Origin of the sequence: Reichenbachiella sp. (genome assembly GCF_039944555.1) — a bacterium.
Lineage (GTDB): Bacteria > Bacteroidota > Bacteroidia > Cytophagales > Cyclobacteriaceae > Reichenbachiella.
Map to the genome: position 1 here is coordinate 631,511 of NZ_JBDUYN010000006.1, position 25,955 is coordinate 657,465.

The 25,955-nt window shown below is 40.1% G+C and carries 28 protein-coding genes; 11 read left to right on the plus strand and 17 right to left on the minus strand.

Annotation, left to right across the window (positions count from 1 at the left end; genetic code table 11):
* Positions 1-8: 8 nt before the first annotated feature.
* Positions 9-1,502: an XRE family transcriptional regulator gene (locus ABJD64_RS07175; RefSeq protein ID WP_348180004.1), complete on the plus strand. Its 1,494-nt coding sequence runs from the start codon at positions 9-11 to the stop codon at positions 1,500-1,502.
* Positions 1,503-1,506: 4 nt separating this feature from the next.
* Positions 1,507-2,757 (plus strand): MFS transporter, encoded by a 1,251-nt coding sequence (locus tag ABJD64_RS07180; RefSeq protein WP_348180005.1) that lies wholly within the window; start codon positions 1,507-1,509, stop codon positions 2,755-2,757.
* 7 nt (positions 2,758-2,764) lie between these two features.
* Here ABJD64_RS07180 and ABJD64_RS07185 read toward each other — a convergent pair whose 3' ends face one another.
* From ABJD64_RS07185 to ABJD64_RS07195, 3 genes are all read right to left on the minus strand, one after another.
* Positions 2,765-3,856, minus strand: coding sequence for an acyl-CoA desaturase (locus ABJD64_RS07185; protein WP_348180006.1), 1,092 nt, complete (start codon positions 3,854-3,856; stop codon positions 2,765-2,767).
* 148 nt (positions 3,857-4,004) lie between these two features.
* On the minus strand, positions 4,005-4,886 hold the full coding sequence (locus ABJD64_RS07190) for an alpha/beta hydrolase (protein WP_348180007.1): 882 nt from the start codon (positions 4,884-4,886) through the stop codon (positions 4,005-4,007).
* Positions 4,887-4,975: 89 nt separating this feature from the next.
* Positions 4,976-6,622: a Zn-dependent hydrolase gene (locus ABJD64_RS07195; protein WP_348180009.1), complete on the minus strand. Its 1,647-nt coding sequence runs from the start codon at positions 6,620-6,622 to the stop codon at positions 4,976-4,978.
* 259 nt (positions 6,623-6,881) lie between these two features.
* On the opposite strand from ABJD64_RS07195, the gene ABJD64_RS07200 reads away from it, so the two are divergent.
* Positions 6,882-7,121 carry a hypothetical protein gene (locus ABJD64_RS07200; RefSeq protein WP_348180010.1) on the plus strand — a complete coding sequence of 80 codons (240 nt, stop codon included), beginning with the start codon at positions 6,882-6,884 and terminating at the stop codon, positions 7,119-7,121.
* Positions 7,122-7,147: 26 nt separating this feature from the next.
* On the opposite strand, the gene ABJD64_RS07205 is transcribed toward ABJD64_RS07200, so the two are convergent.
* A complete protein-coding gene (locus ABJD64_RS07205) occupies positions 7,148-7,744 on the minus strand; it encodes an HAD-IA family hydrolase (RefSeq protein ID WP_348180011.1) in 597 nt (198 codons plus the stop codon).
* A 91-nt stretch (positions 7,745-7,835) separates the two neighbouring features.
* Between ABJD64_RS07205 and ABJD64_RS07210 the strand changes: the two genes are divergently transcribed.
* Positions 7,836-8,069, plus strand: coding sequence for a hypothetical protein (locus ABJD64_RS07210; RefSeq protein WP_348180012.1), 234 nt, complete (start codon positions 7,836-7,838; stop codon positions 8,067-8,069).
* 42 nt (positions 8,070-8,111) lie between these two features.
* Here the strand turns inward: ABJD64_RS07210 and ABJD64_RS07215 are convergent, their stop codons facing one another.
* On the minus strand, positions 8,112-8,987 hold the full coding sequence (locus tag ABJD64_RS07215; protein ID WP_348180013.1) for an MBL fold metallo-hydrolase: 876 nt from the start codon (positions 8,985-8,987) through the stop codon (positions 8,112-8,114).
* Between the two features lie 283 nt (positions 8,988-9,270).
* Between ABJD64_RS07215 and ABJD64_RS07220 the strand changes: the two genes are divergently transcribed.
* A complete protein-coding gene (locus ABJD64_RS07220; protein WP_348180014.1) occupies positions 9,271-10,614 on the plus strand; it encodes a serine hydrolase in 1,344 nt (447 codons plus the stop codon).
* Here the strand turns inward: ABJD64_RS07220 and ABJD64_RS07225 are convergent.
* Complete coding sequence (locus tag ABJD64_RS07225; protein ID WP_348180016.1) at positions 10,611-13,229, minus strand: WG repeat-containing protein; 2,619 nt, start codon at positions 13,227-13,229, stop codon at positions 10,611-10,613. The genes ABJD64_RS07220 and ABJD64_RS07225 overlap by 4 nt on opposite strands.
* Before the next feature lie 57 nt (positions 13,230-13,286).
* Between ABJD64_RS07225 and ABJD64_RS07230 the strand changes: the two genes are divergently transcribed.
* From ABJD64_RS07230 to ABJD64_RS07245, 4 genes are all read left to right on the plus strand, one after another.
* A complete protein-coding gene (locus ABJD64_RS07230) occupies positions 13,287-13,898 on the plus strand; it encodes a class I SAM-dependent methyltransferase (protein ID WP_348180017.1) in 612 nt (203 codons plus the stop codon).
* A 92-nt stretch (positions 13,899-13,990) separates the two neighbouring features.
* Positions 13,991-14,887, plus strand: coding sequence for a DUF6089 family protein (locus ABJD64_RS07235; protein ID WP_348180018.1), 897 nt, complete (start codon positions 13,991-13,993; stop codon positions 14,885-14,887).
* 77 nt (positions 14,888-14,964) lie between these two features.
* On the plus strand, positions 14,965-15,390 hold the full coding sequence (locus ABJD64_RS07240; protein WP_348180019.1) for an MbcA/ParS/Xre antitoxin family protein: 426 nt from the start codon (positions 14,965-14,967) through the stop codon (positions 15,388-15,390).
* Entirely contained in the window at positions 15,387-15,842 is a 456-nt protein-coding gene (locus ABJD64_RS07245; RefSeq protein ID WP_348180020.1) for an RES family NAD+ phosphorylase, read from the plus strand. The genes ABJD64_RS07240 and ABJD64_RS07245 overlap by 4 nt, the downstream gene beginning before the upstream one ends.
* Positions 15,843-15,847: 5 nt before the next feature.
* Here the strand turns inward: ABJD64_RS07245 and ABJD64_RS07250 are convergent, their stop codons facing one another.
* On the minus strand, positions 15,848-16,960 hold the full coding sequence (locus ABJD64_RS07250) for a DegT/DnrJ/EryC1/StrS family aminotransferase (protein ID WP_348180021.1): 1,113 nt from the start codon (positions 16,958-16,960) through the stop codon (positions 15,848-15,850).
* A 3-nt stretch (positions 16,961-16,963) separates the two neighbouring features.
* The gene (locus ABJD64_RS07255) at positions 16,964-17,554 is read right to left on the minus strand and encodes a sugar transferase (protein ID WP_348180022.1); all 591 of its coding nucleotides are present in this window, start codon (positions 17,552-17,554) and stop codon (positions 16,964-16,966) included.
* A 78-nt stretch (positions 17,555-17,632) separates the two neighbouring features.
* Here ABJD64_RS07255 and ABJD64_RS07260 point away from each other — a divergent pair, with 78 nt between their 5' ends.
* Positions 17,633-18,289 carry a DUF4159 domain-containing protein gene (locus ABJD64_RS07260; protein WP_348180024.1) on the plus strand — a complete coding sequence of 219 codons (657 nt, stop codon included), beginning with the start codon at positions 17,633-17,635 and terminating at the stop codon, positions 18,287-18,289.
* On the opposite strand, the gene ABJD64_RS07265 is transcribed toward ABJD64_RS07260, so the two are convergent.
* The 9 genes from ABJD64_RS07265 to ABJD64_RS07305 form a co-directional block, all read right to left on the minus strand.
* On the minus strand, positions 18,286-18,855 hold the full coding sequence (locus ABJD64_RS07265) for a pentapeptide repeat-containing protein (protein WP_348180026.1): 570 nt from the start codon (positions 18,853-18,855) through the stop codon (positions 18,286-18,288). The two genes, ABJD64_RS07260 and ABJD64_RS07265, sit on opposite strands and share 4 nt — an antisense overlap.
* Positions 18,856-18,861: 6 nt before the next feature.
* Positions 18,862-19,470: a MarR family transcriptional regulator gene (locus tag ABJD64_RS07270; RefSeq protein WP_348180028.1), complete on the minus strand. Its 609-nt coding sequence runs from the start codon at positions 19,468-19,470 to the stop codon at positions 18,862-18,864.
* A 67-nt stretch (positions 19,471-19,537) separates the two neighbouring features.
* A complete protein-coding gene (locus ABJD64_RS07275; RefSeq protein ID WP_348180030.1) occupies positions 19,538-19,801 on the minus strand; it encodes a DUF2024 family protein in 264 nt (87 codons plus the stop codon).
* On the minus strand, positions 19,798-20,532 hold the full coding sequence (locus ABJD64_RS07280) for a hypothetical protein (protein WP_348180032.1): 735 nt from the start codon (positions 20,530-20,532) through the stop codon (positions 19,798-19,800). Before ABJD64_RS07280 ends, ABJD64_RS07275 begins: the two co-directional genes overlap by 4 nt.
* A 47-nt stretch (positions 20,533-20,579) precedes the next feature.
* A complete protein-coding gene (locus tag ABJD64_RS07285) occupies positions 20,580-20,813 on the minus strand; it encodes a thioredoxin family protein (RefSeq protein WP_348180034.1) in 234 nt (77 codons plus the stop codon).
* A 111-nt stretch (positions 20,814-20,924) separates the two neighbouring features.
* Entirely contained in the window at positions 20,925-21,761 is an 837-nt protein-coding gene (locus ABJD64_RS07290) for a DPP IV N-terminal domain-containing protein (RefSeq protein WP_348180036.1), read from the minus strand.
* Positions 21,762-21,765: 4 nt separating this feature from the next.
* Positions 21,766-22,428, minus strand: a complete 663-nt coding sequence (locus ABJD64_RS07295; protein ID WP_348180038.1) for a hypothetical protein — start codon at positions 22,426-22,428, stop codon at positions 21,766-21,768.
* A gap of 165 nt (positions 22,429-22,593) precedes the next feature.
* Positions 22,594-23,400, minus strand: coding sequence for a hypothetical protein (locus ABJD64_RS07300; RefSeq protein WP_348180040.1), 807 nt, complete (start codon positions 23,398-23,400; stop codon positions 22,594-22,596).
* 6 nt (positions 23,401-23,406) lie between these two features.
* Complete coding sequence (locus ABJD64_RS07305; protein WP_348180041.1) at positions 23,407-24,063, minus strand: LysE family translocator; 657 nt, start codon at positions 24,061-24,063, stop codon at positions 23,407-23,409.
* A 238-nt stretch (positions 24,064-24,301) separates the two neighbouring features.
* Between ABJD64_RS07305 and ABJD64_RS07310 the strand changes: the two genes are divergently transcribed.
* Positions 24,302-25,948 (plus strand): NADH-ubiquinone oxidoreductase-F iron-sulfur binding region domain-containing protein, encoded by a 1,647-nt coding sequence (locus ABJD64_RS07310; protein ID WP_348180042.1) that lies wholly within the window; start codon positions 24,302-24,304, stop codon positions 25,946-25,948.
* The last annotated feature ends 7 nt before the right edge of the window (positions 25,949-25,955 follow it).

Here is a 25,955-nt window from a genome sequence, read left to right on the forward strand (position 1 = left end):
GCCTTATTATGGCATTGAACAAGGAATACATTAAACTCATATTTGGAATCAAACTTCGCCAATTGCGGCAGAACCACGAATTGTCTTTGCAGCAACTGTCCGATCTATCGGGTATATCAGTTTCGTATTTGAATGAGATAGAAAAAGGTAAAAAATATCCCAAGACCGATAAACTCATAGCGCTTGCAGACGCTCTCAAAGTAAAACCCACCGAACTCAAATCCGAAATATTAAATAAGAAACTAGCTCCCGTTTCCCAACTGTTGCATTCAGGTATTTTGTCCGAGTTGCCCCTTGATCTATTCGGTTTGGAATTGTCCCGTTTACTCGATTTGTTATCTAATGCTCCATCCAAACTCAATGCATTTATTGGCACTCTGTTAGAGGTGAGTCGCAATTATGATGTACGTGTTGAAACCTTTTATTTCTCTGTACTACGTTCTTATCAGGAAATTCATGAGAATCATTTTGCTGAAATCGAAGAGGCGGCAGAGACTTTTAGTAAAGAGATTAAACTCCTTGCCGGTAAGTATATTCCGGAATCTGAATTTGAGAATTATTTGATCGAAAAATACAATTACAAATTGGTCAGCAACGATTTCACAGAACATTCTTCATTGAGTGATCTTCGAAGCTTGATGATTCAAGAGAAACGTCGAAAGAAACTGGTATTGAATAGCGAACTTAGCCAGCGTCAGCGTGCCTTCTATTTAGCTAAGGAAGTTGGATTCAACTATCTAAAATTCAAACAGAGAAACACAGCCACGCCTTGGGTGAAAATTGATAATTTCGACCAAGTATTGAACGATTTCAAAGCTTCATACTTCGCGTCGGCAGTCTTGATCAACAGAAAAAATTTCCTTGAGGACCTACATGAATTTTTCTCAAATGAGCAATGGAATCAGAATATACTCATCGACACCATGCGGCACTACAATACTACACCAGAGATGGTATTGCAGCGCATGACCAATCTGTTGCCAGAATATTTTGGATTTCATGAATTGTTCTTTTTTAAGTTCAACCACCAGCCTGGCACAGACCATTATCATCTCAGTAAGGAGATGCATCTCTCTCGAATGAATCAACCACGCGGAACCACGCTGCAGGAGCACTTTTGCCGCAGGTGGAAGTTTATCACGATGCTGGACGAACTCGAAGAAATTCATAAAACTAAGCCGGGTGAAATTATTGGTGGAGCTCAAATAGCGCGATACATAGATACGGGTGAAGAATTTTTGTTACTCTCATTAGCCAAGCCATTTACTCCCACTAAAGGTATGAACAATAGCCTGGCTCTAGGGATCAAGTTGGATGACAGGGTCCGCAGTATGATTAAGTTTTTGGATGATACTGCTATCAAGACTCAACTCGTCAACGACACCTGCGAACGTTGCATGGCACAAAATTGTAAGGTTAGAGCCTCACCTCCATATGTGTACGAACGATTAAAAAAAGAGGAAGAGCGAAAGGAAGTTTTGAAAGGTTTCAATCCCAAATAGATCTATGGCTAAAACTGGACCTTCAAGGTTATTCCAACTCTTGCTACTCATGCTCGCCGGGGAATCTGTATTCTTTTTGCCATTTGTACTGGTCAGGGTCTTTCGTCCGACTTTTCTTAGTGTTTTTGAAATTACAAACTTGGAATTAGGCACACTCTTTTCAATCTATGGAATCGTGGCTATGGCCGCTTATTTTTTTGGTGGGCCACTTGCAGATCGATTCTCTCCTCGCGTTTTAATAGCCTGGGCGCTACTATCAACCGGCCTGGGTGGATTATTTATGGCATTTACTCAATCTGTAGGTACGCTTCCCTGGCTTTACGCATTTTGGGGACTAACCACCATACTACTTTTTTGGGCCGCCTTAATCAAGGCCACTCGAGCTTTAGGCGGCAACGAATTTCAAGCCAGAGCTTTTGGCTTTCTTGACGGTGGTCGTGGCTTTATTGCGGCATTTATCAGTTCGCTAGCGGTAGTAGTATTTGCCTTTTATCTCCCACAGCATACCGTATCGGCCACTTTAGCCGAGCAACAAGGTGCTTTTCAGTTCGTTATTTTCTTTTTTTCTGCCTGGGTCATATTGATTGGAATATTGATATTGATTTTCTTAAAAAATGTTCAATCTGACGATTCTGCAATACCTCATAAAATCTCACTTCAGCAGATGGGCCTAATTGCCCGCAAACCAAATATCTGGTTTCAAGCCATTATCATTGTTTGCGCTTATGTTGGCTATAAGATAACAGATGATTTCTCACTATTGGCAAAAGATGTTCTAGGCTATACCGATGTAGAGTCTGCTCAAGTAGGCACTTTGGCACTATGGATGCGTGTGATAACGGCTATTACTGCTGGTGTCTTGGCAGATAAAATTGGACAAAGTTCAAAAGTTATCAGCTGGGGCTTTTTGCTCACAGCAATGAGTGGTTTCGTTATTGGGTCAGGTATACTTCCAAATCACCCGGCTTACCATTACCTGCTTATCATTCTCATTACCTGTTTAGGGGTCTATGCCGTTCGTGGATTGTATTTTGCACTCATTCAGGAAGCCAACATTTCTCCATCAATTACCGGGACAACCATTGGTATTATTTCGGTCATAGGATTTACACCAGAAATATTTATGGGGCCTTTGATGGGGTACTTGCTCGATGAGAACCCCGGGGCATTAGGCCATCAGCTTGTATTTTTAGTACTAGCTGGGTTTGCTATGATAGGGTGGGTTTCAACTATTCTGTTTCGGCGATCGATATAGGTAGTTGTCAGGTCGCTTTCCCCAATCGATGAAGCATCCTAAAATGACTTTTTATGGCATCGAAAAAAGTCGCGTATTCGTTATATTGAATGTTAAAATCATTAGCGGTCCTTTTAACAATATCCGAAATGACAGTATAATGAACATGGCAAATATTAGGAAACAAATGGTGTTCAACCTGATAATTTAATCCTCCAATCAACCAGGAAAATAGTTTGCCTTTTTTGGCAAAATTAGCTGTGGTGCTCAGTTGGTGTATGGCCCAGCAGTTATCAATACTCCCATTTTCATCAGCCTTATAAAAATTTGTACTATCAAGGACATGAGCAGATTGAAATACCAGTGCCAGTATCAACCCACATATCAAATGCATGGTAATAAAGCCAATCAAAATTTGCCACCAAGGTAGACTCATCACTAGCATCGGCAACAGTAGAGTTGCACCTAAATACAACAGTTTATTTACTGTGATTTGGAGTATAGCATTTTTTAAAGTCAGACCTTGACTCTTCAATAGATTATTCCTATTGAATCTTGAAATTTGTTCAAAGTCTTTGCTAAAGGTTTTATACAGGGACAGCAACCCATACAAAAACGGCGCATAGTAGGCCTGGTATTTATTAATTGAGCGGTGTTTCTGATTAGGAGAAAATCTCAAGATTTGATTGTTCAAATCTTCGTCATACTCGTGAACATTGGTAGAAGAATGATGCAGTACATTATGCTGAATCTTCCAGGTGATATGGTAAGAGCCAATTACATTTAAAAGATACCCTAATAAATTATTGACCACCCTTCTTTTGGAATAGGCTCCATGATTTGCATCATGCATCACAGCCAAGCCGATACCACACATACCTAAGGCCATCACTGACCAGAGAGCAATCATAGTACCAAATGACTGTACACTGCCCAATATCAGAATTACAAAAGGAATAAAGTACAACCCTAGCATAAATGCAGTTTTCAACTGCATGTTTATGTTTCCAAACTTAGAAAGGTTGTTATCTAAAAAGTACTTGTTAACGCGCTGTCTTAATTCGCTTATGAAATCAGTATTGTGCGTACCCTTAAATCGTACAACCGGTGCATCTATCATTCTTCTCTGCTTATATGAAGTAGGAATATAGGTTAAGTAGCAATAAGTAGTGCCACAATTTGCATCAATCCGAAAGTATCAGGCTACATTTAATAACCAGTTAGATTTTAAAAAGAATTAATAGGACTAATTCATGCAAGCATACGGTTTAATTCTCAATTGTTTGCATGATTTCGATCAGTGCATTGGACAGATATTCATTGAATATTTCGGGTTGCTCCACCATAGGAAAATGACCTGTTTGGTTCATTTCATATACCTTGCTGTCTAATCCTGTACTTTTCAAACCAAGGGTGTCTACCGGCGACATATCACTCGAAATAAGATAGAGCGGGATGCTTAGCTTGAACAATTGATCTTTCTCTTGAAACTCATAACTTAGATACGCCTCAATCGCAGAAATAGCAGATTCTTTATTAGCATTGCTATAATCATGCAAGATCCTTCTTCGGACAGAACTATCTGTTTCTGAATGAATTAGATATTGATCTGCATAAGCTGGTGAATTGGTTACAAAATCAACTTTTAGCCAATCCATAAACCCATTTACTTCTGCCATTAGTTCATCTGTCATTTGCTGGCTTACTTCTTTGAAATTGTCGACACCCACCAAGGCAATGACTCGATCATTTGCCTGTGCCGTCTCAAGGATCACGCGTCCACCCATTGAATGTCCTATCAAAACTACATTCCTTAAACCGAGCTGTTCGATTAGCATGCTTACATCTTTTCCATAAGAGGTCATTGAATAATCTCCAATGAGGTTCTTTGAATTACCAAAGCCTGGTAAATCCAATGTTATTACTCTATAATCGCCACAAAACCTCTCTTGCTGCTGAGACCAATATGATTTGTTGATATTCCATCCGTGAACAAAGAGCAAAGTAATTTTGCCTTGCCCGCAGTCCGAATAACTGATTTGAGATTGATCAGTATTCAATATTTCATTGGTTTGAATGACTGACTGAGTCTTGTTGGATTGACAAGCCATCATTATCATTAGAAGTAAGGTTCCGGAAATAAATTTCATTTGGTGATTTTTTTAGAAAAAAATAGCTTGCCCAATTAAGAGCAAGCCAATTCCATCTATTCCAATGTAAATATGCCGGTAGAGGTTGCCTAGCTGTTGTCAGCTTGAAGACCTAGTACCTCAACACCCTGTCGGAAAATAATATCTCTTGGGATACCGGACTCTCCAACCCTGTCCAAGTCTCTCTGCAGCTGCTCTCCTACTATCCCTTTTTCAATAAAGAGTGCATCAACCCCCTCATAATCACCATCGCCTTGCAAGGTGAGAATCAATTCTGACAAAGAATTCATGGCATTCTGAAATTCATCAAAATTCACTTTATATGTTCCATTATCTGAATTATAGCTGAATGCATTTTTCTCCTTGAAATAATTGAATCTAATCATATTCGCCTTGCCATGTGCGCTGCTTGCTCCGAACCTCACGGACCTGAAAATACCAGCCAAAAAAGTAGTGTAGTAGTCCATCAATTCACCTTCAATCTCACCTTTCTCTTGCAACTGTGTGACCATATAAAGGCCTAAAATATCTGCTTTGCCCTCCTCAAGCGCCGATCCGTGTTCCTTCAATGCCTGCCTAACTGTACCTTTATCTGTTATAGTATTTTTGATACCCAAACCATGAGCCACCTCATGAAACATGGTATTGGAAAAAAAGGCATCGAATGTCACGTGTTTGCGTTGCGATTCATCAATAAGTAAATTATTGATGGGTACCATGATTTTGTCAAATTTCGCTCGCATCGCATTTTTCAGTTGTAATCGTCGCGTCCCCTTCTCCAATTGGACTCGTTCGTCATTTGGAAGGTTGATCGCAATGGTTTTACTACCAGCGTTGCAATCCCCGGCATAATAAATTACATCATATGCGTTGAGATCGGAGTCAGTACCAGGAGACTCTTGTTTATACTGATCCTCCACTGGTAAGTTGGCCTGAAGTTCAGGTAAAAAGGAGACAAACTTGGTAAGTCTTTCACTCCATTCCATATCCTTTATCAGTACGTAAGCCTCGTGAGCAGCTTTGTAGTTGTAGAGTTTATCTTCATAGTTCTCAATAGGGCCAACCACAAAATCGATCATATTGGATTTCATTTCCATCCAAGCCAAATCACTCGCCAAATACTGATCTGAAAGCAAGGCATCCGCGCGTAAGCTAAGGTATATACTAAATCCTTCGTCATCAGCCAATTCTGATGCCTGTCGAAGCAGGTGTGCCGCTCTTTCTACTTCATCAGCAAAGGCTGTATTGAACGGTACCGTGTAGAGCTGACCTTCTTCATTCCTTTTTATCAAAGTGTAAAGACTCGTTTTGTCAGGATTTTCAAAAGCATCAAACTCCTCTTTTGTCATATCTTCAGGATAATATTGTGCTCCTTTTGACTTTTCGCCAATCCCGTCAACAAAAGATTCGTCTGCTCTGAGTCTATCCCAGGGCCCATAATTGATAGTTGCAAATTGTCTGGTTGCTTCATCTGCCAAATTATCAAGCAAGGCATCCTTGTCTCCATAGGCTTCTTTCCAAAAGAGTCCATCCATAATGTCAGAGACCTCAATGAGTAATGGGATCATTTGTCGTTGATTGTCAGATAAACGGCTTAAATCCGCCGTCAGCGTGTATTCTGCGTACTCATTTACACGATCCGTCATTGGGGATGACTTGGTTTGGACCTGCGTTTCTTTTGGTGCACAGCTAAAAATGAGTATACTTAAAAATATGAGGGTGGTGACATTTTTCATTTGGATAGATGTTTAGATTGATCGTGAATATAGTAAATGATAATAGCAATTTAAAGTGTAGTGAGAGGTCAACCACTTTAAACATAATATTTGCGCGAATAAAAATTATTAAAAATCAGCATTGAGGTACGTTTTTTGCTATGTAAAATGAAATGAATTGGACAAAACATCGATTATTAGAAAAATCGGGTTATATTCCATAAGAAACTAATAACCATCAAATGACGTTGGTTATTTATGTAAACTAGAATTATAAGCGATGGAGCAAAAGCAAAAAGGAAGACCGGCAACTAAACCGGTAGCGCTAAAAGAAGGGTACTATATTGAATTAAGAACTAAAGGCTCTAGTTCTGCCATTAAGTTGCGCAGAAACAGCATGGCCGAAATAGAATTTGCCACTAAGCAATACGAGAAAAGTAAAATTGTAAACTACTTGGGTCAAGTGAAAGATGGCAAGTGGATAGATGGAAAAAATAAGGGCAAAAAGACCTCGTCTTAAGTCTAATCTATTTTTATATTTTATAGCTACAGATATTTGGTCACGTCAATAACCTTCATTCCAGCGGCTTGAGCTGCTTGCATGCCTGGCTTCCCGTCTTCAAATACAACACAATCTTCCGGCCTAACATTGATAAGTTCAGCACATTTTAAAAATGTCTCCGGGTGAGGTTTGAAATGAGTTACGTCTGTGGCTGTTACCACATGACTTACGTATTGCCCTACTAATGGAAACCTTTCGAACATTTCGTTGACAACTTTTCGATTGCTTCCGGTACCAATGGCCATAGGCAATTTCCCATGATATGCGCTCATGATGTCAAACACCGGATCTATTAATTGGATGCGTTCCAAATGATTTTCAACAAATAAGCGCTTGGCCTCTAAGGTTGCCTCTACATCAAAATTCTTAATGTCATTTTCTTTGGCTATCATCAATAGTGTTTCCTTTGTAGGAATACCACCGCCACTGAGGAATACTTCCTTGGAATAAGAGACATTGTATGGAGCTAGTGCATGATTGTATCCATCATGGTGCAAGGGCATTGAGTCCAGAATTGTTCCGTCCAAGTCAAAAATCAGACCCAATACACCTTTAGGTACAGGTATTTCAATTGTCTCCATTCTTATTTTTTGGCAAACCTAGATTTTAATTGAACAATTGTCAACTTGTGTTTGTTAGGTAATCATAAATTTATCAAAGTATTTTTGTCCTATGATTGATCTTCATATTACATCTTCCATTTCTGAAGAGCTGATATGGCAAAACCAACTCAAAGAGTGGTGTGTTGCACATCAAATTATCATTGACCCTTCACTTTCCGAACCCGAAATTCACGAAGGAAATAAAAAAGTGGTTGGTGTTGCTGCTATCAACCAATTCTTAAAAGAATATAAAGAATTCATGGACGATTGGTACGACTGTCGCTGCGACAAATGGATTGATTAATGAGAATGGATTCAACAAACCTGATAATCTGTTTTGAATTATTTAATCTGTATGAACTAAAAGTACTGTCGTTGCTCCATCTTTCGAATGATACCGGGTAGCAGACTTTCCAAAAACAGAAGTTCCCGATTCAGTAAAACAATCACTGTTTAAAATACAATTCAATAGGCTCAGGGAGTTTAGCAAATGCTGATAACTAACTTGTGGGGCCCCATGGGCTCCATATAAGACGTACTCATTATTTATCAAGGTCATCAGTTTCTCCATACTATTTGCATAGACTTGCAAATTCTGAGGATCAAAAACATAAATCTCACCGCTATACAAAAAGTCTCCTAAAAAGGCCAATTTGTTCTCGTGATCAATTATGATTACAGACTCATCTGTATGTCCGGGTAGATTTACAAGTTGAATGAGTCGGTCGCCCAAATCGATATCAGTTTCTAATGGCAGCCATTCTCCTACTTGTACAGAAGCAGGACTTGTCCCCACAAAAAGGTCTTCTTTGCTAAAATGGTAAACGTTACTTTCATCTACTGACTGCCTCAAAAAATCCAAGTCAGGAAAAGCAACATTTTCAAATTCAGCTATATTTTGATTGTGATCAAAATGAAAATGAGAAAGTAGTAAAGTAACCGGCAAGTCTGTCGTTTCTTTGATTTTGTATAGAATTCTACTGCCGTCTTGTCCAAAGTTTTCACCAGTACCGGCGTCGAACATAATAGCTCGTTCTGAACCTGAGACCAAGTAGCTCACATTGCCCTGAGGACTACGACCTTCTTGCATAATCCAGGTTTGGGAGTTGATTTCTTCAACATTGTACCAACTTTCCGTAAACTTTGTAATCTTTGGGGACTCGCTGTCTTTCGAGCAAGCTGCGAACAATAATGTTGCAATTATTAGGATTGATCTTGACATTGTTTTAATGTTAAAGCAAGCCCAATTTAATAATTAAATCTGTCTTTTTTTTCTCGGCCATGTGCAGTTCGAATTCAATGTAATTTTCAAAAATTTTTAGAAGAAATCCGAATTCTGCCTGATCGGATGTGCACATGGTTTAAGGAGAAGTAGCCAAAACGAATTTTGATTTTTTGAAGGAATCTAGCTTCACCACTTTATAATATAGGCATCTCATGCTAAGTTAGTAATTAATGAACCGGATATAAGTAAATAAGTTTCGAATGAAGAATTATCCAAGGATATGAAAAAGTTTAGATGGATTCTATTGGCGTTTGCCTTTTGTGTTTTTTTAACTGCCGTGCTTACCTATTACCCTAAACTGGTAATCATGTCCGGCTATGCCGCCAAGATGGCCTGTTCGTGCACATTTATTGCCAATCTGGATGAAGAATCGATCTACCAAAAGGAACTTAATTTCAATCCACTTAATCTGGTTAAGTTTAAAATTGACCATGAAAAGAAAACAGCAACGGCTTCAGTCTTTGGCTTGCATCCTAAAACCGCTGTCTTTCGAAATGAACTTGGATGTGCCCTTGTATCTGAATTAAAACCTGATGAAGCTTATAAGGCAGATTTCAAACTGAATGAAACAGTTCATGATAGTTTGTCCGGTTGGTTTGCTACCCGAACTCAGCCTACAAGCGAAGCATTGGCTGCTGCCATCAACAGCGCATTTATAGAGGACGATCCTGAACAACCTGCAAAAAATACGAGAGCCGTGGTAGTTCTTCACAAAGGTCAGCTTGTAGGTGAACAATATGCACCTGAGGTCAACGCTAATACCCCTCTACTCGGATGGTCAATGACCAAAAGCCTGACATCCACTCTATTTGGAATGCTGGCGGATCGAGGAATTGTAAATATTGATTCCGCTACAGGTATTTCTGAATGGGCACAAGATGACCGCTCAAAAATTACCTGGAAAAACCTGCTTCAAATGAATAGCGGACTTCGATGGAAGGAGGATTACGCCGACCTGAGTGATGCAGTTACCATGCTATTCAATAGCGATGCCATTGGTCAATATGCATTGAGCGTACCAGTAGAATCTAAACCTGGTATTGTCTGGAATTACTCATCAGGAACCAGTAATGTTTTATCAAGCCAGATGAGAAGGTTTTTTGATTCTCAAAACGATTACCTAAGATTTCCATATGATAGTTTATTTAGTAGACTAGGTATGTATAGCATGAGGATAGAAACTGACGCCACTGGAGAGTTTGTGGGCTCGTCTTATGCCTGGGCGACAGCAAGAGACTGGTCCAAAATTGGTCAATTGTATTTGCAAAATGGAATTTGGGAGGGTCAGCGAATTTTATCCAAAGATTGGGTCTCTTTTGTTCAACAGCCTGCTGACGGGTCGGATCGTCTGTATGGCGGACACTTTTGGATCAACAGTGGAGGGAACTTCACTAATGTACCCTTAGATGCTTATAGCTTGAATGGGTTTCATAGCCAGAGAATCATGATCATTCCATCGATGGAACTAGTCATTGTCAGGCTTGGAGTCACTTACAATCGTAAAAATTTTGATTTTAACGAATGGTATGGAAAGGTGATCCAAGCAGTGAAAGAAAACAACTAATCTTCGCATACTAAATTTTCATATACATCACTTCGATAGGCCTCTGAAGAAATCTTGTTGCCTTCGGAATCATAATATACTACTACATATATGCCTGCTTCAGAAACGGCTGTTTCTGTAAAGTAAAGCTGCTTCTCATCATTACCCAGATTTATCACGTCGTGAAAAACTGTTGGTATGATAATTCCCTTTGCACTATGATATATTCCATATCCGTCTTCATTGCGAATAAGTAGTATTTTCTCATCTGGTGAGTCTTTAATATATTCATAGTAATGTACTCCTGATAAAACACTTTCATTACTTTTCACATCGACAATAGCCCATTGACCATCCTTTTGTCCCAAAAAAGTCGTGTCAGACCAATAGGCAATCTTTTCATACTCAGGCACTACACGAACCTGATTGAAACGATCCAAAAGTCCATATTTCGCATCTGCATTTACGATGAACAGATCAGCATTATATGATTTTAGCTTCTCTTGATAGTCCATTCTTAGCAGAATTCTATCTGAGAAATTATACGCTCCGAACTTCCCTCTATATAATACAGGTGCCACACCATTGTCTGCCTGGCTAATCGCGTCATATCGAATTCTCATGATCAATCTTCCATCTAAACCGACCGCACCATAACTTCCATTTTTCTTTACATAAAATGCACTATCTGAAATATATCCAAGCTCGTCGCATACGATCCTAAATTGTTCAACTCCATCTTTAAAGAGAATATTTTCTCCTTTTTCTCTGATTACAAGGTAGTGTGTATCAGTCTGAAGCTTTGGGCCAATAGATTTAAGATATTGGTCTTCGACTATCTCCACCAGTTTCTTATTCGGGAATATGGCCATACCTGCAGAACCTCTAAAAATAATTGCAATATCCTCTCCCAACAATTTGAGTGAATCCACTCCTATAATTGGTTCGTCATAAATATTTTTATTGTAGACAAACCACTTGTCATTTCTCGCTAGTCCAAGCCATTCAATATTTTGTGTCACATTTTGATAGACATTGGACGATAGCTTACCCAACTCGGGATCAAAAGTGGTGTAACCGTCAGCCAGTTCCAATACCCAGGTCTCATGGCGAGTATTGATTCGTTTGGTGGAAGGAGGGCTTAGCACTTGCCGGTCATGGTCGATCAGAACCTCGGCATCATCTTCAAAACCTATGATATACTTTTTATTGATAACCTCAACTTCTTCAAATGGCATTTCTATCGAAAATAGATTGCCTTTGGCAGCCTTAATTTTGCTAATGTTTGCGACACCAAAAAGGCCATTTTTTTCAAACACCCAAAATGATTCATTAATACTGATGTTATCATATTGTGGTCGGACATACTCGTTGCCGGTAACACCCATTACTCCCAAATTCTCTTCCTGCTCAAATACCAATAACCCATTGTGAAAAGCCAGGAGATCATCATAATCAGCAGGTAGAAGTCGAAAGCCGGATTTATGAATAAGGCCGACTTTGCCGTTTTCGGTGATAGCCAGCAAACCACTACCCAAATCATTGACCTGATCAAAATTTCCCTCAAAAACGATGGCACCATTTCTGTTAAGAAGAAGAGACTTATTTTGAGATTGAACCACCAACAGGTCATCAAGTACATTACCGCATCGGTATTTGTCTTTGACACTTTGAAAGGAATCAGTCAAAAATTGGTTTCCTTCTAAATCCAAAAAATGAAATCTATCATTCCTAAGTGTAACCGTCAAAGGCATCTTATTGAGAACCTCCAACTGTGAGACGGAATCCATAAAATTGTCGGAAACCTGAATAAGGTCGCTTATTGAAGAAAAGTCGAATCCGTCGATATGAAAAAGCATTTTAAGTGTTCTTGAAGAAAATACGGGATTGCTATAAGAGTGTAAAAAATCCATCATTCGCTCAGGATTCAATTCTCCGACATAATCTTCAAATATTTTTTTTTCGATCGAATGTCTATACGGTGTCTTAGGCTCATCTTTTAGAAATTCTTCGAGCTCATCAATACGACCCGTTTTAGTTCTAGCTTCATATACCAATTTGTCATACTGTATTCTTGCCTTTGGAAATTGCGCGGCAAAGGGAAATTTGCTCATAAACTCACGGTAAGCCTGCCAAGTGTGTTCGGACTGCACCTCCTCAAATTCTAATTGATTCCTAATCGAAACAGCTTCAGCAAAATCTGCCGCATCAAAATAATAGGTAATAAAGTGCTCATAACCCTTGATTGTATGTAAAGAGGTAGCACGTGCAAATGCCAGACTGTCGATGGCAATTTTTTTGTTTTTCAGATCATACTCGTACAAATCAGCATCATCGAGTTCATCCAGATGATCTTCGTCCTGAAGTCTGAAATGTTCACATGCATACTGAATAAATATATGGGCTGTGTCAAGATGATATTTCGGATAATCTTCATTTGAGTAGAGCAGGGCCCATACATATTCAGTTGCGGGATTAAGACTATCTTCTCTCATGGACTTAGTCAAAATCTCTTCCACTTTTTCGAAGTCACCTTTGTCAAGTGCGCGAAGCGCCTGTTTGGTCTTTTCTGCAGATAATTGTATTGGCAGAACAAAAAGCAACAAAGCCGTAAAGTAAAGAAGTCCTTTTTTCATACTGTGGCTAAATTAATAAATTCGCCATGATATACTCAACAACAAGAATCACCTCTCATGACTATACAGCAGTTGAATAAATTTTTGGGAAATATAGATTTGTACCTGCTGGATCAAATACTAAAAAACAATATCGATAAAAAGTCCAAAATATTGGATGCAGGATGCGGGGAAGGTAGAAACCTTATTTATTTTTTGAACAATGAATTTGATGTCCGGGGTATCGATCAAAACCCCGATGCCATTAGAATGCTCCAATTCATAGTCGGCTCAAGTTTCCCTGATTGTCCAAAAAACCGGTTTGAGGTGGGTGAACTATCCCATCTTTCCTATCAAAACGATCAGTTTGACTACCTTATCTGCTCTGCCGTTCTACATTTCGCCAGATCTCAAGAACACTTCTGGCAAATGTTCAAAGAGCTGGACAGAGTATTAGCAAAAGAAGGTGTAATGTTTATTCGTATGACTTCGGACATCGGTCTTACAGGTCATCTTAAATTAGACAACCAGTTATTTCAACTGCCTGATGGCAGTCAGCGATTCTTGATTACACAAGAAATAATTCAAACTATTTTGCAAGATTTTGGATATGCCAAAATCGAGCCAGTCAAGACTGTGATTGTCGACAACCAGCGATGCATGACTACGCTGGTCCTGAAAAAAAATTAACCAAGGAAATTTGAGATTAATAGCATAATGCTTGTAGCAGACCGTTATCTTTTCATTGATTGCATTAAATTTACTGCATTGCAGAGGTGTATATGTTTAAAAGAATAATTCTTCTTTCCTTTTTAATAGTAAGTGCAAAGCTTAGCCATTCGCAGAGTTTTTTGGGGTGGCAATTGCACGATCGCTATTTTTCCATTTATGCTGGTACGGGTTGGACCGGGTACATTGGCGACCTCGCTAATGGCAGCCCTTTTACTGATGGCCTATCACATTACAATGTAGGTATTGAGGCCAGATTATATTCACGCATTGGGGCGCGTGTGCAATTTGCACAATACAAACTCGAAGGATCTGACGAGAATGCAGCCGACAGCTCTTTCAATCGACAAAGAAATCTGTCTTTTCATTCAAAGAACCTAGAGTGGCAGGTCCAGGGCGTCTATTACTTTCTAAAATATCGAGGAAAATACCACAAAAGACGAACCTACGAACCGTATCTAGCGGTTGGATTTGGTAAGACCTATTACAACCCTAAAGCTGATCATACAGATATCAATGATATCACTACGACCTATGATCTGAGATCTTTGGGTACCGAGACAGAATCATATAGCAACTCCAGCTGGATTATTCCTGTCAACCTGGGAGTAAAGGCAGCCTTGAACGAATTTCTAAACCTATCTATGGATATGGGTTATAGATTTACCTTCACAGGGCATTTAGACGATGTGAACGGTAGATTTGCAGGACCATTCAACGACGGATCTATTGAGGCATCGCTCAGCAACAGGAAAGATGAGGTACCAGAAATTAATCAGGCCGCCTATGACAGTTTTGTGCCCGGCGCTAAGCGCGGCAATGGAAAGAATGATGGATATTTTTTAATCAATTTAAATATTGAGCTTTACCTTCCGCAAGACCTTTTTAAAGGAAAAAATGGAAGACGACGTAAAGAAAAAATCTTAGGCAAGCCTTCTGCATATGACTAAGTCAATTCAAAAAAGTAAAAAGTACTTTTTTTTGAGGTAATTTTACTCTTTTTCTTCTAAAATGTATACCTTTGGATATGGGCAAGAAAAAAACATATAAAAGCACGGACAGTCTACCTTCTGTCGTTTCTGAGCCTGACATTTTATACGCCATAAGGAAGCAAAATATAAATTCTGGCCACATTACCATGCTTAAGGACCTTTCCGGACTAAAGGATGATTTGCTTTCTACCACCCTGAATATGAATACCAAGACATTTAGATCCTACAAACTTGCACCTATGCCCATTAAACCATATGTACAAGAACATGTTGTTGCTTTATTGTCTCTATTCAAGCATGGAATTGCTGTATTTGGCACCAAAGAAAAATTCAATCAGTGGTTAGAGAAAACAAATTATTTCTTTGATAACGATGCTCCGATTAGTTTTCTGAACACCATTAGCGGTATTCTTCATGTGGATGGTCGTTTGAGTGCCATTGAATATGGAGACAATGTATGACCGTCTACCGTATTACAAAAGAGGAGTTTGCCGATCAATTGATGAGCTCGGGTCGTGCGAACCGATGGAACAAAAATGAACAGCATGTAATATACGCTTCCGGCAGTATCTCTCTTTGCGCTCTGGAGCTACTAGCTCACAGTGCTGGAATTAAACCGGCTGGTACCTATTGTATTATGCATATTAAGATCGAACCGGCAGCTGGCATTACAAACGTTTCCTCTGAATCCCTTCCTGTAAATTGGCAGGAACTATCTAGCTACCCCTATACACAGCAACTTGGAAGTTCTTGGTATGAATCCAAACAGTCGCTGTTGTTAAAAATTCCCTCAGCAATAATTTCTCAGGAGAATAATTTCATATTGAATAAGACGCATCCTGATTTTGAGTCAAAAGTTCAACACCTAGACACTACTGATTTTATTTGGGATCATCGATTTCCAGAAAATTAACTATCTTAAACTAAAGACTTTAGCAGGTTAATCACACGAGCCTGCTGAGCCTCAGTTAGTCCGCAACCTGAGGGCAGGCAAAGGCCTCTAGAGAATAAATTCTCGGATACCTTGCCTCCAACTACCTTTTCTCCTCTAAAAACAGGCTGCAGATGCATTGGTTTCCAAAGTGGTCTGACTTCAATATGGTATTGTTCCATACGTTGTACAACACGTTCAATATTTGTAGCCATCTCAGAATTAGTCAAAACGCATGTCAGCCATCTATCTGAACTGATTCCCGCGGGCTCTTCTTGAAACTCAAACCCTAATGGCAATAATTCAGATCGGTAAGCTTCAAATATTTTTTTCTTGCTTTTTACTCTTTCTTCCAGACTTAATAATTGAGCACATCCTAAAGCGGCTAGTACATTACTCATTCTATAATTGTACCCAATGTCTTCATGATGATAGCCACTTGCATTGGACTTGGCCTGTGTGGCCAGATACAAAGCCCGGTCGGCCTCTTCCTTGATGTTGGTTACAAAAGCCCCGCCTCCTGAAGTTGTGATCAGCTTGTTGCCATTGAAAGAAAGTACCCCCCGGTCAACTAATTCTCCGATTCGTTTTTGATTTACTCTTCCTGTCAAGCACTCTGCCAAGTCATGCAATATGGGTACATTAAATGCCCTTCCCAGTTTTTCCAGTGCTATTACGTCGGCGGGCATGCCATAAAGGTGAGTGGAAACCATGGCTCCAATTTTTTTACTATTACCTTCTAAATAGTCTCTCACCTTTTTAATATCCAGATTCCAGGATTTTGATTCAGAATCAATAAATATTGGCTTTGCACTTTGGTATATGATCGGATTAACAGCACCAACAAATGTCATATTACTGGATAGGACGTCCTGTTCTTGCTCTACTCCCATAATATTGAGTCCCAAATGAAGGGCGGCTGTACCTGAAGAAGTAGCTACTGCATGTTTAAAGCCTGTTACTTCACAGATCGCCTGTTCAAAACGCAGGAGATCGGGGCCCATAGGAGCCAACCAATTTGTGGATAGCACTTTTTGAAGGGCATCAAGTTCATCACCGGTCTGATGAGGAGGAGACAGATAAATTCGTTCTTTGCTCAAGGATTAGCTCGTTTTTTCCTGATATCCAAGAAATTGTGTGTCTGAATGATGCTTTCGTTCTCCACTGACCAGTAATAGAATTGTTTTTAATACTATTTTAAGATCCAGCCAAAAGCTCATGTGCTGCACATAATAGACATCCAAATCCAATTTCTCTTTCCAGGCCAACTCGTTGCCACCCTCAACCTGTGACAAGCCAGTTATACCGGGCATTACCCAGTGTCTTTGCTTATGTTCATCAGAATAGAGACCGATATATTCCATCAGATACGGCCTTGGGCCGATCAGACTCATTTCTCCTTTCAGTACGTTCCACAATTGAGGTAGTTCATCCAGGGAATACTTTCGAAGCCACTGGCCAATAACAGTAATTCTCTCATAATCATCAGCAATTCCATCTCGCATGGTTTTAAATTTCAGAAGCAGAAATGGTTCTTCTAAGAGTCCAGGTCTTTTTTGTGAAAAGAAAATGTCCTTTTGATCCACATAAACCAATATGCTCAATAGGAGCAATAGAGGAGACAGCAATACCAACAATGATGCAGCTAATATTTTATCAATAACCAGCTTAGTCGATTTGTAGCAGGGAATCATCTTAATTAGTTCTTGTGAAATTCTTTGTTCAGAACGTCTTAATATCTCGAACAAATATATTACGTTTATCCTACAATTATGTCAAAGTATATATTCCTCTATTTCGTTCTACTCTTGTCCACCAATGTGCACGGTCAGGACAAAATCAAATTAGCCAAACTCAAATACGACGGCGGAGGTGATTGGTATGCCAACAAGACTGCGCTGCCTAACCTGGCTTCATTCTGTAATCGTCATTTGCGCATGAATTTAGACAAGGTAGATGATGTAGTAGAAGTAGGCAGTCCGGATATCTTTCTCTACCCATACATTTACCTGACTGGTCATGGCAATGTGGTCTTCAATTCCAGACAGGCAGAGAATCTAAGGAAATATATGATTGCAGGTGGATTTCTCCATATCGACGACAACTACGGAATGGACCAGTTTATCCGACTGGAAATGAAAAAGGTTTTTCCTGAATTGGAGTTCATTGAGCTTCCATTCAATCATCCTATTTATGATCAGAAGTTTAAATTCAAGAACGGTTTACCCAAGATTCATGAGCATGACGGCAAGCCTCCTCAGGGATTTGGACTCCTCTATGAAGGACGGCTCGTATGCTTTTATTCTTACGAATCTGACCTCGGCAATGGCTGGGAAGATCGATCTATCTACAATGACCCGGAGAGTAAAAGGCAGGAAGCACTAAAGATGGGTGCTAATATTTTGTCTTATGCTTTTATGAATTTCTAGCCTTCCACTTTGATATCAAATGGGTCCAAAAGACCAATCAGGCCCTCTCTGGAGAATATCGCTTTTGCCATTCGGTTATTTAATGGATTAATTGAAAAATTAATCGACGTTCTAAAATCAGCCTTTTCCAAATTGGTCTGATCAAATTGTGCCAAGGCCAAATTGCAGTCAACAAATCTTGCCTCAGTTAGGTTAGTCTCTACAAAATCCACTTCTTCCAAACTGCAATTGCTGAAAAAAGTGCCCTTCAAATTAAGTTGATAAAATGAGGTCAAATTCATCACACACCGATCAAAACCCATTTCCAATAGGAACGGATTGCAAGATGAAAAGTCAACTCCCAATAACTTACTTTCTACAAACTTCACATCCTTAAATGCCGTATCTCCCAGTTTTACTCCCGTAAAATCACAATCGTGGAATTCGCATTCCATAAAGGTTCGGTGCGACAAATTGACTTCAGAAAAAATGCAATTTTTAAAAGTGCAACTTTCAAATTCCCCTTCTGGAAAACCTTCCATTGAATAATTAACACCCTCGAAAGTCAGGTCGTAAAAGGACTCCATTATACTTTAACTTGGTTTAGATTCAAATTCGGGGCAATCTATGCGAATCTCTGTTTCCATTAGTTTTTGCTTAAGAAAATGGCAGTAATGCCCGTCCTCTTGATTTTCATAAAAGTTGCACAAATAACAAGTCCTTTGCACGCTCAGAACCCCAGATCGGTTCAATTGATAAATCAGATCAGCAAGAGATTTATAAATACTAGAAAGTTGCTCAGCAGACATTTTTTCTACCTGGCTGCTAACGGGCGCAGCAAACTGCTCAATTCCAGTTACTATTTGATGTCCTGATTCTGTAAGGCCAATTATATAACTTCTGCTATCCTGGCCTGCATCCTTTTTTTCAACCAGTCCTTTCAACAAAAGAACTCTCACCGCATCGCTAATCGTAGGCTTAGTGACATTAAACTCCTGAGCCAGGTAACTTACCTTGCACAACTCTGGCTTGTGATAGGTGACGAAAACAAGAATTTGAATTTGAATTGGACTCAAACCGGTAGCCTTAGCCTGATCCCATAGCAATGCCTTGAAAACTTCAGAAATGCGCTCCAGGCCTACCACCACCTTGCTTGTCAGGTTCTCCTGTTGTGATTCTATATCGAATGCGCTTTTCTTCATAAAATTGTCCGACAGGTTTTAGAAACCCGCCGGACAAAGTTAGTATTCCTAATTAATCAGACAAATCTCAATTACAATTTTCAAACTCTAAAATGTAATAACCTCTTTGATCAATTATGGATTTCACATCTTCTGAGGCCTGTTCCATATGGCAAAATTGACATCTGCCAGATCGTACATCCTCAGCTAAGAAGTTCTTCTGCCCCAGGTATTGATCGATATATTCAAATACTTGATCGCTGTTACGAACCTCTTCTGGCACCAGGATGTCAAAGTGCATCTGCAGGCCATCCTGCCTTTTTACATAGGTGTCCCAAACTGCTACCTTCATGGCTCAATCTCTACTGAATAAGGAAGGGACAAATCACCACTAGCCACACTATAGACCTCATAGACACCGAGCATAGGTAGGTCTGAATTAGAGGTGTTTACCTGCATATAGACAGCCACAGCGTCATAGTTAAAATCAGTCTGATTGTTCATTCGATACATCGGTACAACCACTCTAATAAATGAGCCTTCGGTAATCACCTGGAAGCCAGGTGAGTCCATAAACATAGGCATACCCGGATTAGTAGGTGGCAAGTTCACTTGAGCGTCATTTGTATCAAACTGCCTGACAGCCAGTCCACCGGCCACACGCTCGTCTTCAACGAGCAGTACCCAATGCGCGTGCCAGATAACACCATCGTTATCGTATGAGGTATCATTGTTTTCATCCCACAACGGTGTATCGTCAAAATCAGGATGAGAAGTTAATGCCAGTGCAAGAATTCCTTCAGCAACAGAAAACCCAACGTCTGTAGACTTTAGACTGGTAGGAAAAACATATCCCATCACTGGGGCTCCATCAAGCTGACCGACTCCCGTGGGAATGGTAGCTCCAGCTTGACCCTCTACTTCGATTTCCCAAACATTTATCCCGAACCGTTTCAGGTTAGTTACCTGCACATTTTTTACCTTGAAATTCTGATCGTCTGATCCAATTTCCGGACTGTCCTCGCAGGCACCGGTAGTGGCCGAGAGAAACAAAAGAAAAATTATTGTTATAAATTTTATCATAGCTTCAATTTTAGAAAGGATTCCTAACTTTATAAACTAAAAAAATATTAAGACTTAAGGTCAGCCAGTGCTGCTCCAAAATTGATGTGAAGTACACTACCCTCTGGTGTAACCAGAGCAGGAACAGACTGTACACCTAACTTTTCAGCCTCAGAGAGTTTCTCCCTTTGATCTCCAAGATGGATGATATCCACCTGTTTCGGATTGATCAGATTCAACAAGTCCTGCTCAGCGCTTACGCATACCGGACATCCTGCATGATAAAAAGTTGACTTTTTCATTTCTCTAAATTTTACGTGTTTGACAAAATCGTCGAAGCAATATTAGTAAGGATTCCTTACTTTATAAAAGAAAATGTTACATTTAATATCAGAGAGTCACTCTAAAATCAATTATCGAGCAAAAGAAGGAGCATAGTTGTATCCAGATTGAGTCAGTTGCCGTTGATTTTGGCCGTCAGCATCCATGATATAGATTTGTTGGTCATTACGCTTGTTGCCACGCTCAAATACGATCTGCTTGCCGTCAGGAGACCACCTGGGACGAATATCCATCAGATTATCATTGGTTAAACGATTGGTCTGAACGGAGTTCAAGTCCATCACGTATATCTCCATATTGCCATCCTGATTGCCATAATATAGGATGACCTTCTTATTTGGAGAAAGCTGAGCCATCAGCTTGTCTCCTTTGCTGTAAGTCAATTGTTTTTTGTCAGCACCATCCGGCTTCATGCTCCATACCTGGTAGGTTCCAGAGACCTGACTTGAATAGTATATCCTTCCATCCGTAGCCCAGCTCGGTAGCGTGTTACTTCCATTGCTGGTTAATTGCTTTACACCTTTTTCTTCCAAATTCATGGTATAGATCTCCGACCCACCGCTGCGACCTGATACAAAAAGGATGGTTTGTCCATCGGGCGACCAGGATGGATTGTATTCCGCCCTGCCTGAATTAGTCAACTGCCGGAATTCATTCTTTTCCATGTCCATCAGCCAGATTTTCCACCACCCCACTCTTTCAGATGTGAATACCAACCTTTTACCATTCGGTGATAGCATAGGACTACTGTCCTTCCTCGGGTTATCTGTGATTTGCGTCAGCTGACCCAAATGATTGAGGCTATAAATATTGTCGTTGTTGTTTACCTGTTTGGTAAAGAGGATTTCATACTCTTGGGCGTAAGTAACAGATGAGTAAATACATAGTGCAAAAAATAGAAGCTTCATTCTACTATAATTTTGGTCTGAACTTATCCAATCTATCCATCAGAGGTTGGCCTCGAACCAAAATCAAGAAATGCCCTACGTCCGGAAAAACTTCCAATCTCGAATCAAGACCCAATTTTTGAAATTTTGCATGAAGCGATCGACTGCTTCTCAACCAGTATCCATCATCCTCTCCTACGAGGAACTGTACTTTCACGTCCTCAAGTTTTTTGTATTCCGAGTCACTTGCTGAAACGCTTGCCGGCATGCCTGTTACACTATGGAAAAGTTCAGGAGCCGCCATTACCAGTTTAAAAATGGGTGAGCTATTGGCGCTGAAACATACCGCGTGAAACCTATCCCCTTCTATACTATGATTGGCTTGCAAATATTTTCGAATCGCTTTTAGTGCATTCACCTGACCTGTGCCCTTATAGGTTTCAGCATCTATCAATATCCAGGAATCATTCGACTTGAAGTTTTTCCAATAATACGAGCCATTCAAATTCTCCAGTTCTGAAGGGCCAACTACTACAGGATAGACTTCGGAAGCATCGTATGATTTGGGCAGGTGCAAAATAAATTTGACAGTCTTGCCAGACTCGGTTTTAGTAGTGATTAGTTTGGACTGTGCCAGGGACACCCAGCTCACCAAAAGCATAAGAAAAGTAATTATTCTTCGTTTCATCTGTTTATATTTTGTCTTTTCTGGCCAGCGGTTCCTCGCCGAGATTGGTCCGCCGAAGCGGTGTATTCCTTACATGCTGGTTTCACGCCACTATTTTACGACTTTCAGCAACCAGAATTAACAGCAATGTGATAGAACGTGAAGTTTGGGATTAATGGATGCCTACTATCTTAGCTGTATGTGAATGTGGTCATCGTGTCTTACTGCTCTACATCCATGAAAGGCTATTCTACTATCATTGATTTTTAACCTTTGTTTGAGATGCGGTTCAATAAACATTTTACCCAAATCAGCATCAGACAATAGTGCTTGAACCAGTTGGCGAGTTCCTTTATTTGAGTACTTCAGGTTTTCATTAATTCGTCCCAAGGTCAAATACTTTGGGTAGTCATATTGGAAATAGCCCTTGGCTTTACAGAGGCTGGTTTGTTGGATTTCCATATCATTTGCCTCTTCAAAAACACCGTAGCCACTCACTGACACCTTATCATTCGTTAGTTCTCCAAGTTCATTTTCATACATCAAGCTGATATCCAGCTTCTTGCCGTCTTTGTGACTTAGATGAGGAAGTAGCGGAAACCCATCCACAAAGGGAAAACTGGCATCTAAATAACCAATTTCAATTCCTGTTCCCTTCAAGGATTTTTCTGCATTCAATAATATATGATTGAGTTCAGGTCGTACGTAATTTCGGTTAAGGAAAACAGTCATGTAGTTGGTAGGACTTATATTTTGGGTAGTCACTATTCGTTCCCTTCCAAATAGTCCGGCAAGTATCGGAACCATCAGATAGGTACCCAGAAAATACAGACCCAACATAACTCCGAATTTGTAGAAGGCTCTTTTGACATTAAGTTTTTCATTGACAATAAGTCCGATGACAAATATGAGACCACCAATTTGAGTGAGAACGGTCAGGAGTATAAATACAACTGTTCCTGCAAGAAGCGTTGTAATTTTTTTTAACCTCACAGGTTACTATTTTGACCCAGTAAAATCACTTGGTTTATTGACCGTGAGTGTCAATAAACCCAATGCAATGTGAATGGAGCCGCTGGCATATTTCTGAATTTTTGGATAAAGTGTGCTTGCCCTGAATTGCTTGACCAATTTGCCAGACAAGAGCACATAGCACATGTCACTGATCAGGGCTATTATGAAGAACAACAAACCCAAAAAGAGTATCTGAGAGGTCGTTCCTCCTCTTTCCGGATTGATAAACTGTGGTAGGAATGCAAAGAAGAAAATAGCCGACTTAGGGCTCAGAATATTTACAATAATTCCTTCATAGAAAATATTAAAGAGCGACTTTTTATCAATCTTTTTCTCCTCTATCACCGGTGTCTTATCAGTCAATTTCTTAATACCCAAATAGATCAAATACAATGCTCCAAGATATTTCAATAAAGAAAAGGCAGTGGCCGAAGCAACCAACAGTGCCGATACACCAACAGCCGCGGCTATGACGTGGACCATAGCGCCAATGCCCACACCAAGAACAGAAGCAATGCCTGCTTTATAACCTTGTTCCATACTTTTCATCATAATGTAGAGCACCGCAGGTCCGGGTACGATAATTAGTATAGTGGCAGCCGTAATAAATAGAAGGATGTTGTCAGGACTTGGTAGTATCATTTGATTTAATTTTTTATCGTATGACTAAAGATAAATATAAGTCAGTGTGATAGATTCATCAATAGAACGCTCTTTTTTTAATAAAGATCATAAATGACACCAATAATCATAAGGTGATACTTCATGCTCATCTGCAATTCTCCATTGCAATTAATTCTTTAACTTTATTCTCGCAGTTTTTTTATTATTAACCCAAAACTCTCAAGACTTGCTGCAAGTCCTGGGAACATACGCTGACATGTCAGAAAATTTAAGTGAATTATCAGGGAGAAAAGGATTAAAAGATAACCTGTTTGATCGATTGGGGAAGTTGGCTGAGCCGACAGGAACACCCAGCTCAGAAGATCTTGATCGGCTTGCTGACGAATTTTTAATAGGCAAAGCAAATACTTATGGTACGGCAACCTTCTATGATTTTCTCAAGCCTGAAAACAAAGGAAAAAAAGTATATGTCTGCAATGGCACAGCCTGTCTCTGCGCGGGAACACAAGAAGGCCTGATTGATAACCTAAAATCTCATTTTAAGGAAGAAGAAATCGGGCATATGACCTGCCTGGGAAGATGCCACGAGAATAATGCTTTTCATTATGACGGAAAAAATTACTCCGGGACCAGTCGGCCCATATCAGATCTTCTCAAAGAATCAGGAACAGGCAATGATGAGTATAATATAAAGGCCGCCGGACAGCAAATACTCACTGCTCCATTCACAACCGTGGACGAATACTACGAGCCCTTCAAAGCGGCGATCAAAAAGAATTCTGTTGTGGTTTTGGAAGAAATAAAAACCTCTTTTGTTCGAGGTCGCGGGGGTGCTGGCTTCCCGATAGGAACTAAGCTTGAATTTTGCCGAAATACCTCCAGCGACACCAAATTCATTATTTGTAATGCCGATGAAGGTGATCCAGGCGCATATTCCGATCGGTATTTGATGGAACACCAACCGCATTCGGTACTTTTCGGCATGTTGATCTCAGGTTATGTCACAGGTGCCAGTCACGGCGTGGTCTATATCAGGGCTGAATATCCCGAATCGGCTATTGTTATTCAAAACGCCATTGACGAATTGCGAACCAAAGGGTTGATTGGTGAAAACATTGAGGGTAGCCGGTTCAATTTCGACTTTAAGGTGATTCGGGCGCAGGGCTCATACATATGTGGTGAGGAAACGGCATTAATTAACTCCATCGAGGGTCAAAGACCTGAGGTCCGGGTACGACCACCCTATCCTGCACAAAAAGGGTTGTTCAATAAGCCTACGGTGGTAAACAACGTAGAAACTTTGGCTGCCATGCACTTTGTAATGGAAAATGGTGGAGCAGCCTGGAAGGCTATTGGAACAGAACAATCATCTGGCACCAAGCTGATATGTCTGGACAGTTTTTTCAACAACCCTGGTCTATACGAGGTGGACATGGGTACCCCGCTTGCGGTCGTGGTAAACGAATTGGGTGGTGGATTTAAAAAACCGGTAAAGGCCATGCAGATCGGGGGCCCGCTGGGCGGTCTTGTTCCGGTATCCAAAATTGAAGACTTAACAATTGACTTTGAATCGTTTGCCACACAGGGGTTCTTATTGGGGCATGCCTCCATTGTTTGTATACCTGACGACTACCCACTGATGAAATTCATTGAACATCTTTTTGATTTTGCTTCTTATGAAAGTTGCGGGAAGTGTTTTCCATGCAGGCTTGGAACAAAGCGAGGACAAGAGTTGGCGACAAAAGCGCTGGTATCCGATTACAAAATTGACCAGGCTCTTTTTGACGATTTGCTTACCACTTTAGAGCAGGGCTCATTGTGCGCACATGGAGGTGGTATTCCACTACCGGTGCGAAATGCATTACAATATTTTGGGGATGAACTGAAGCAGTACTTCAACTAAGGGATAG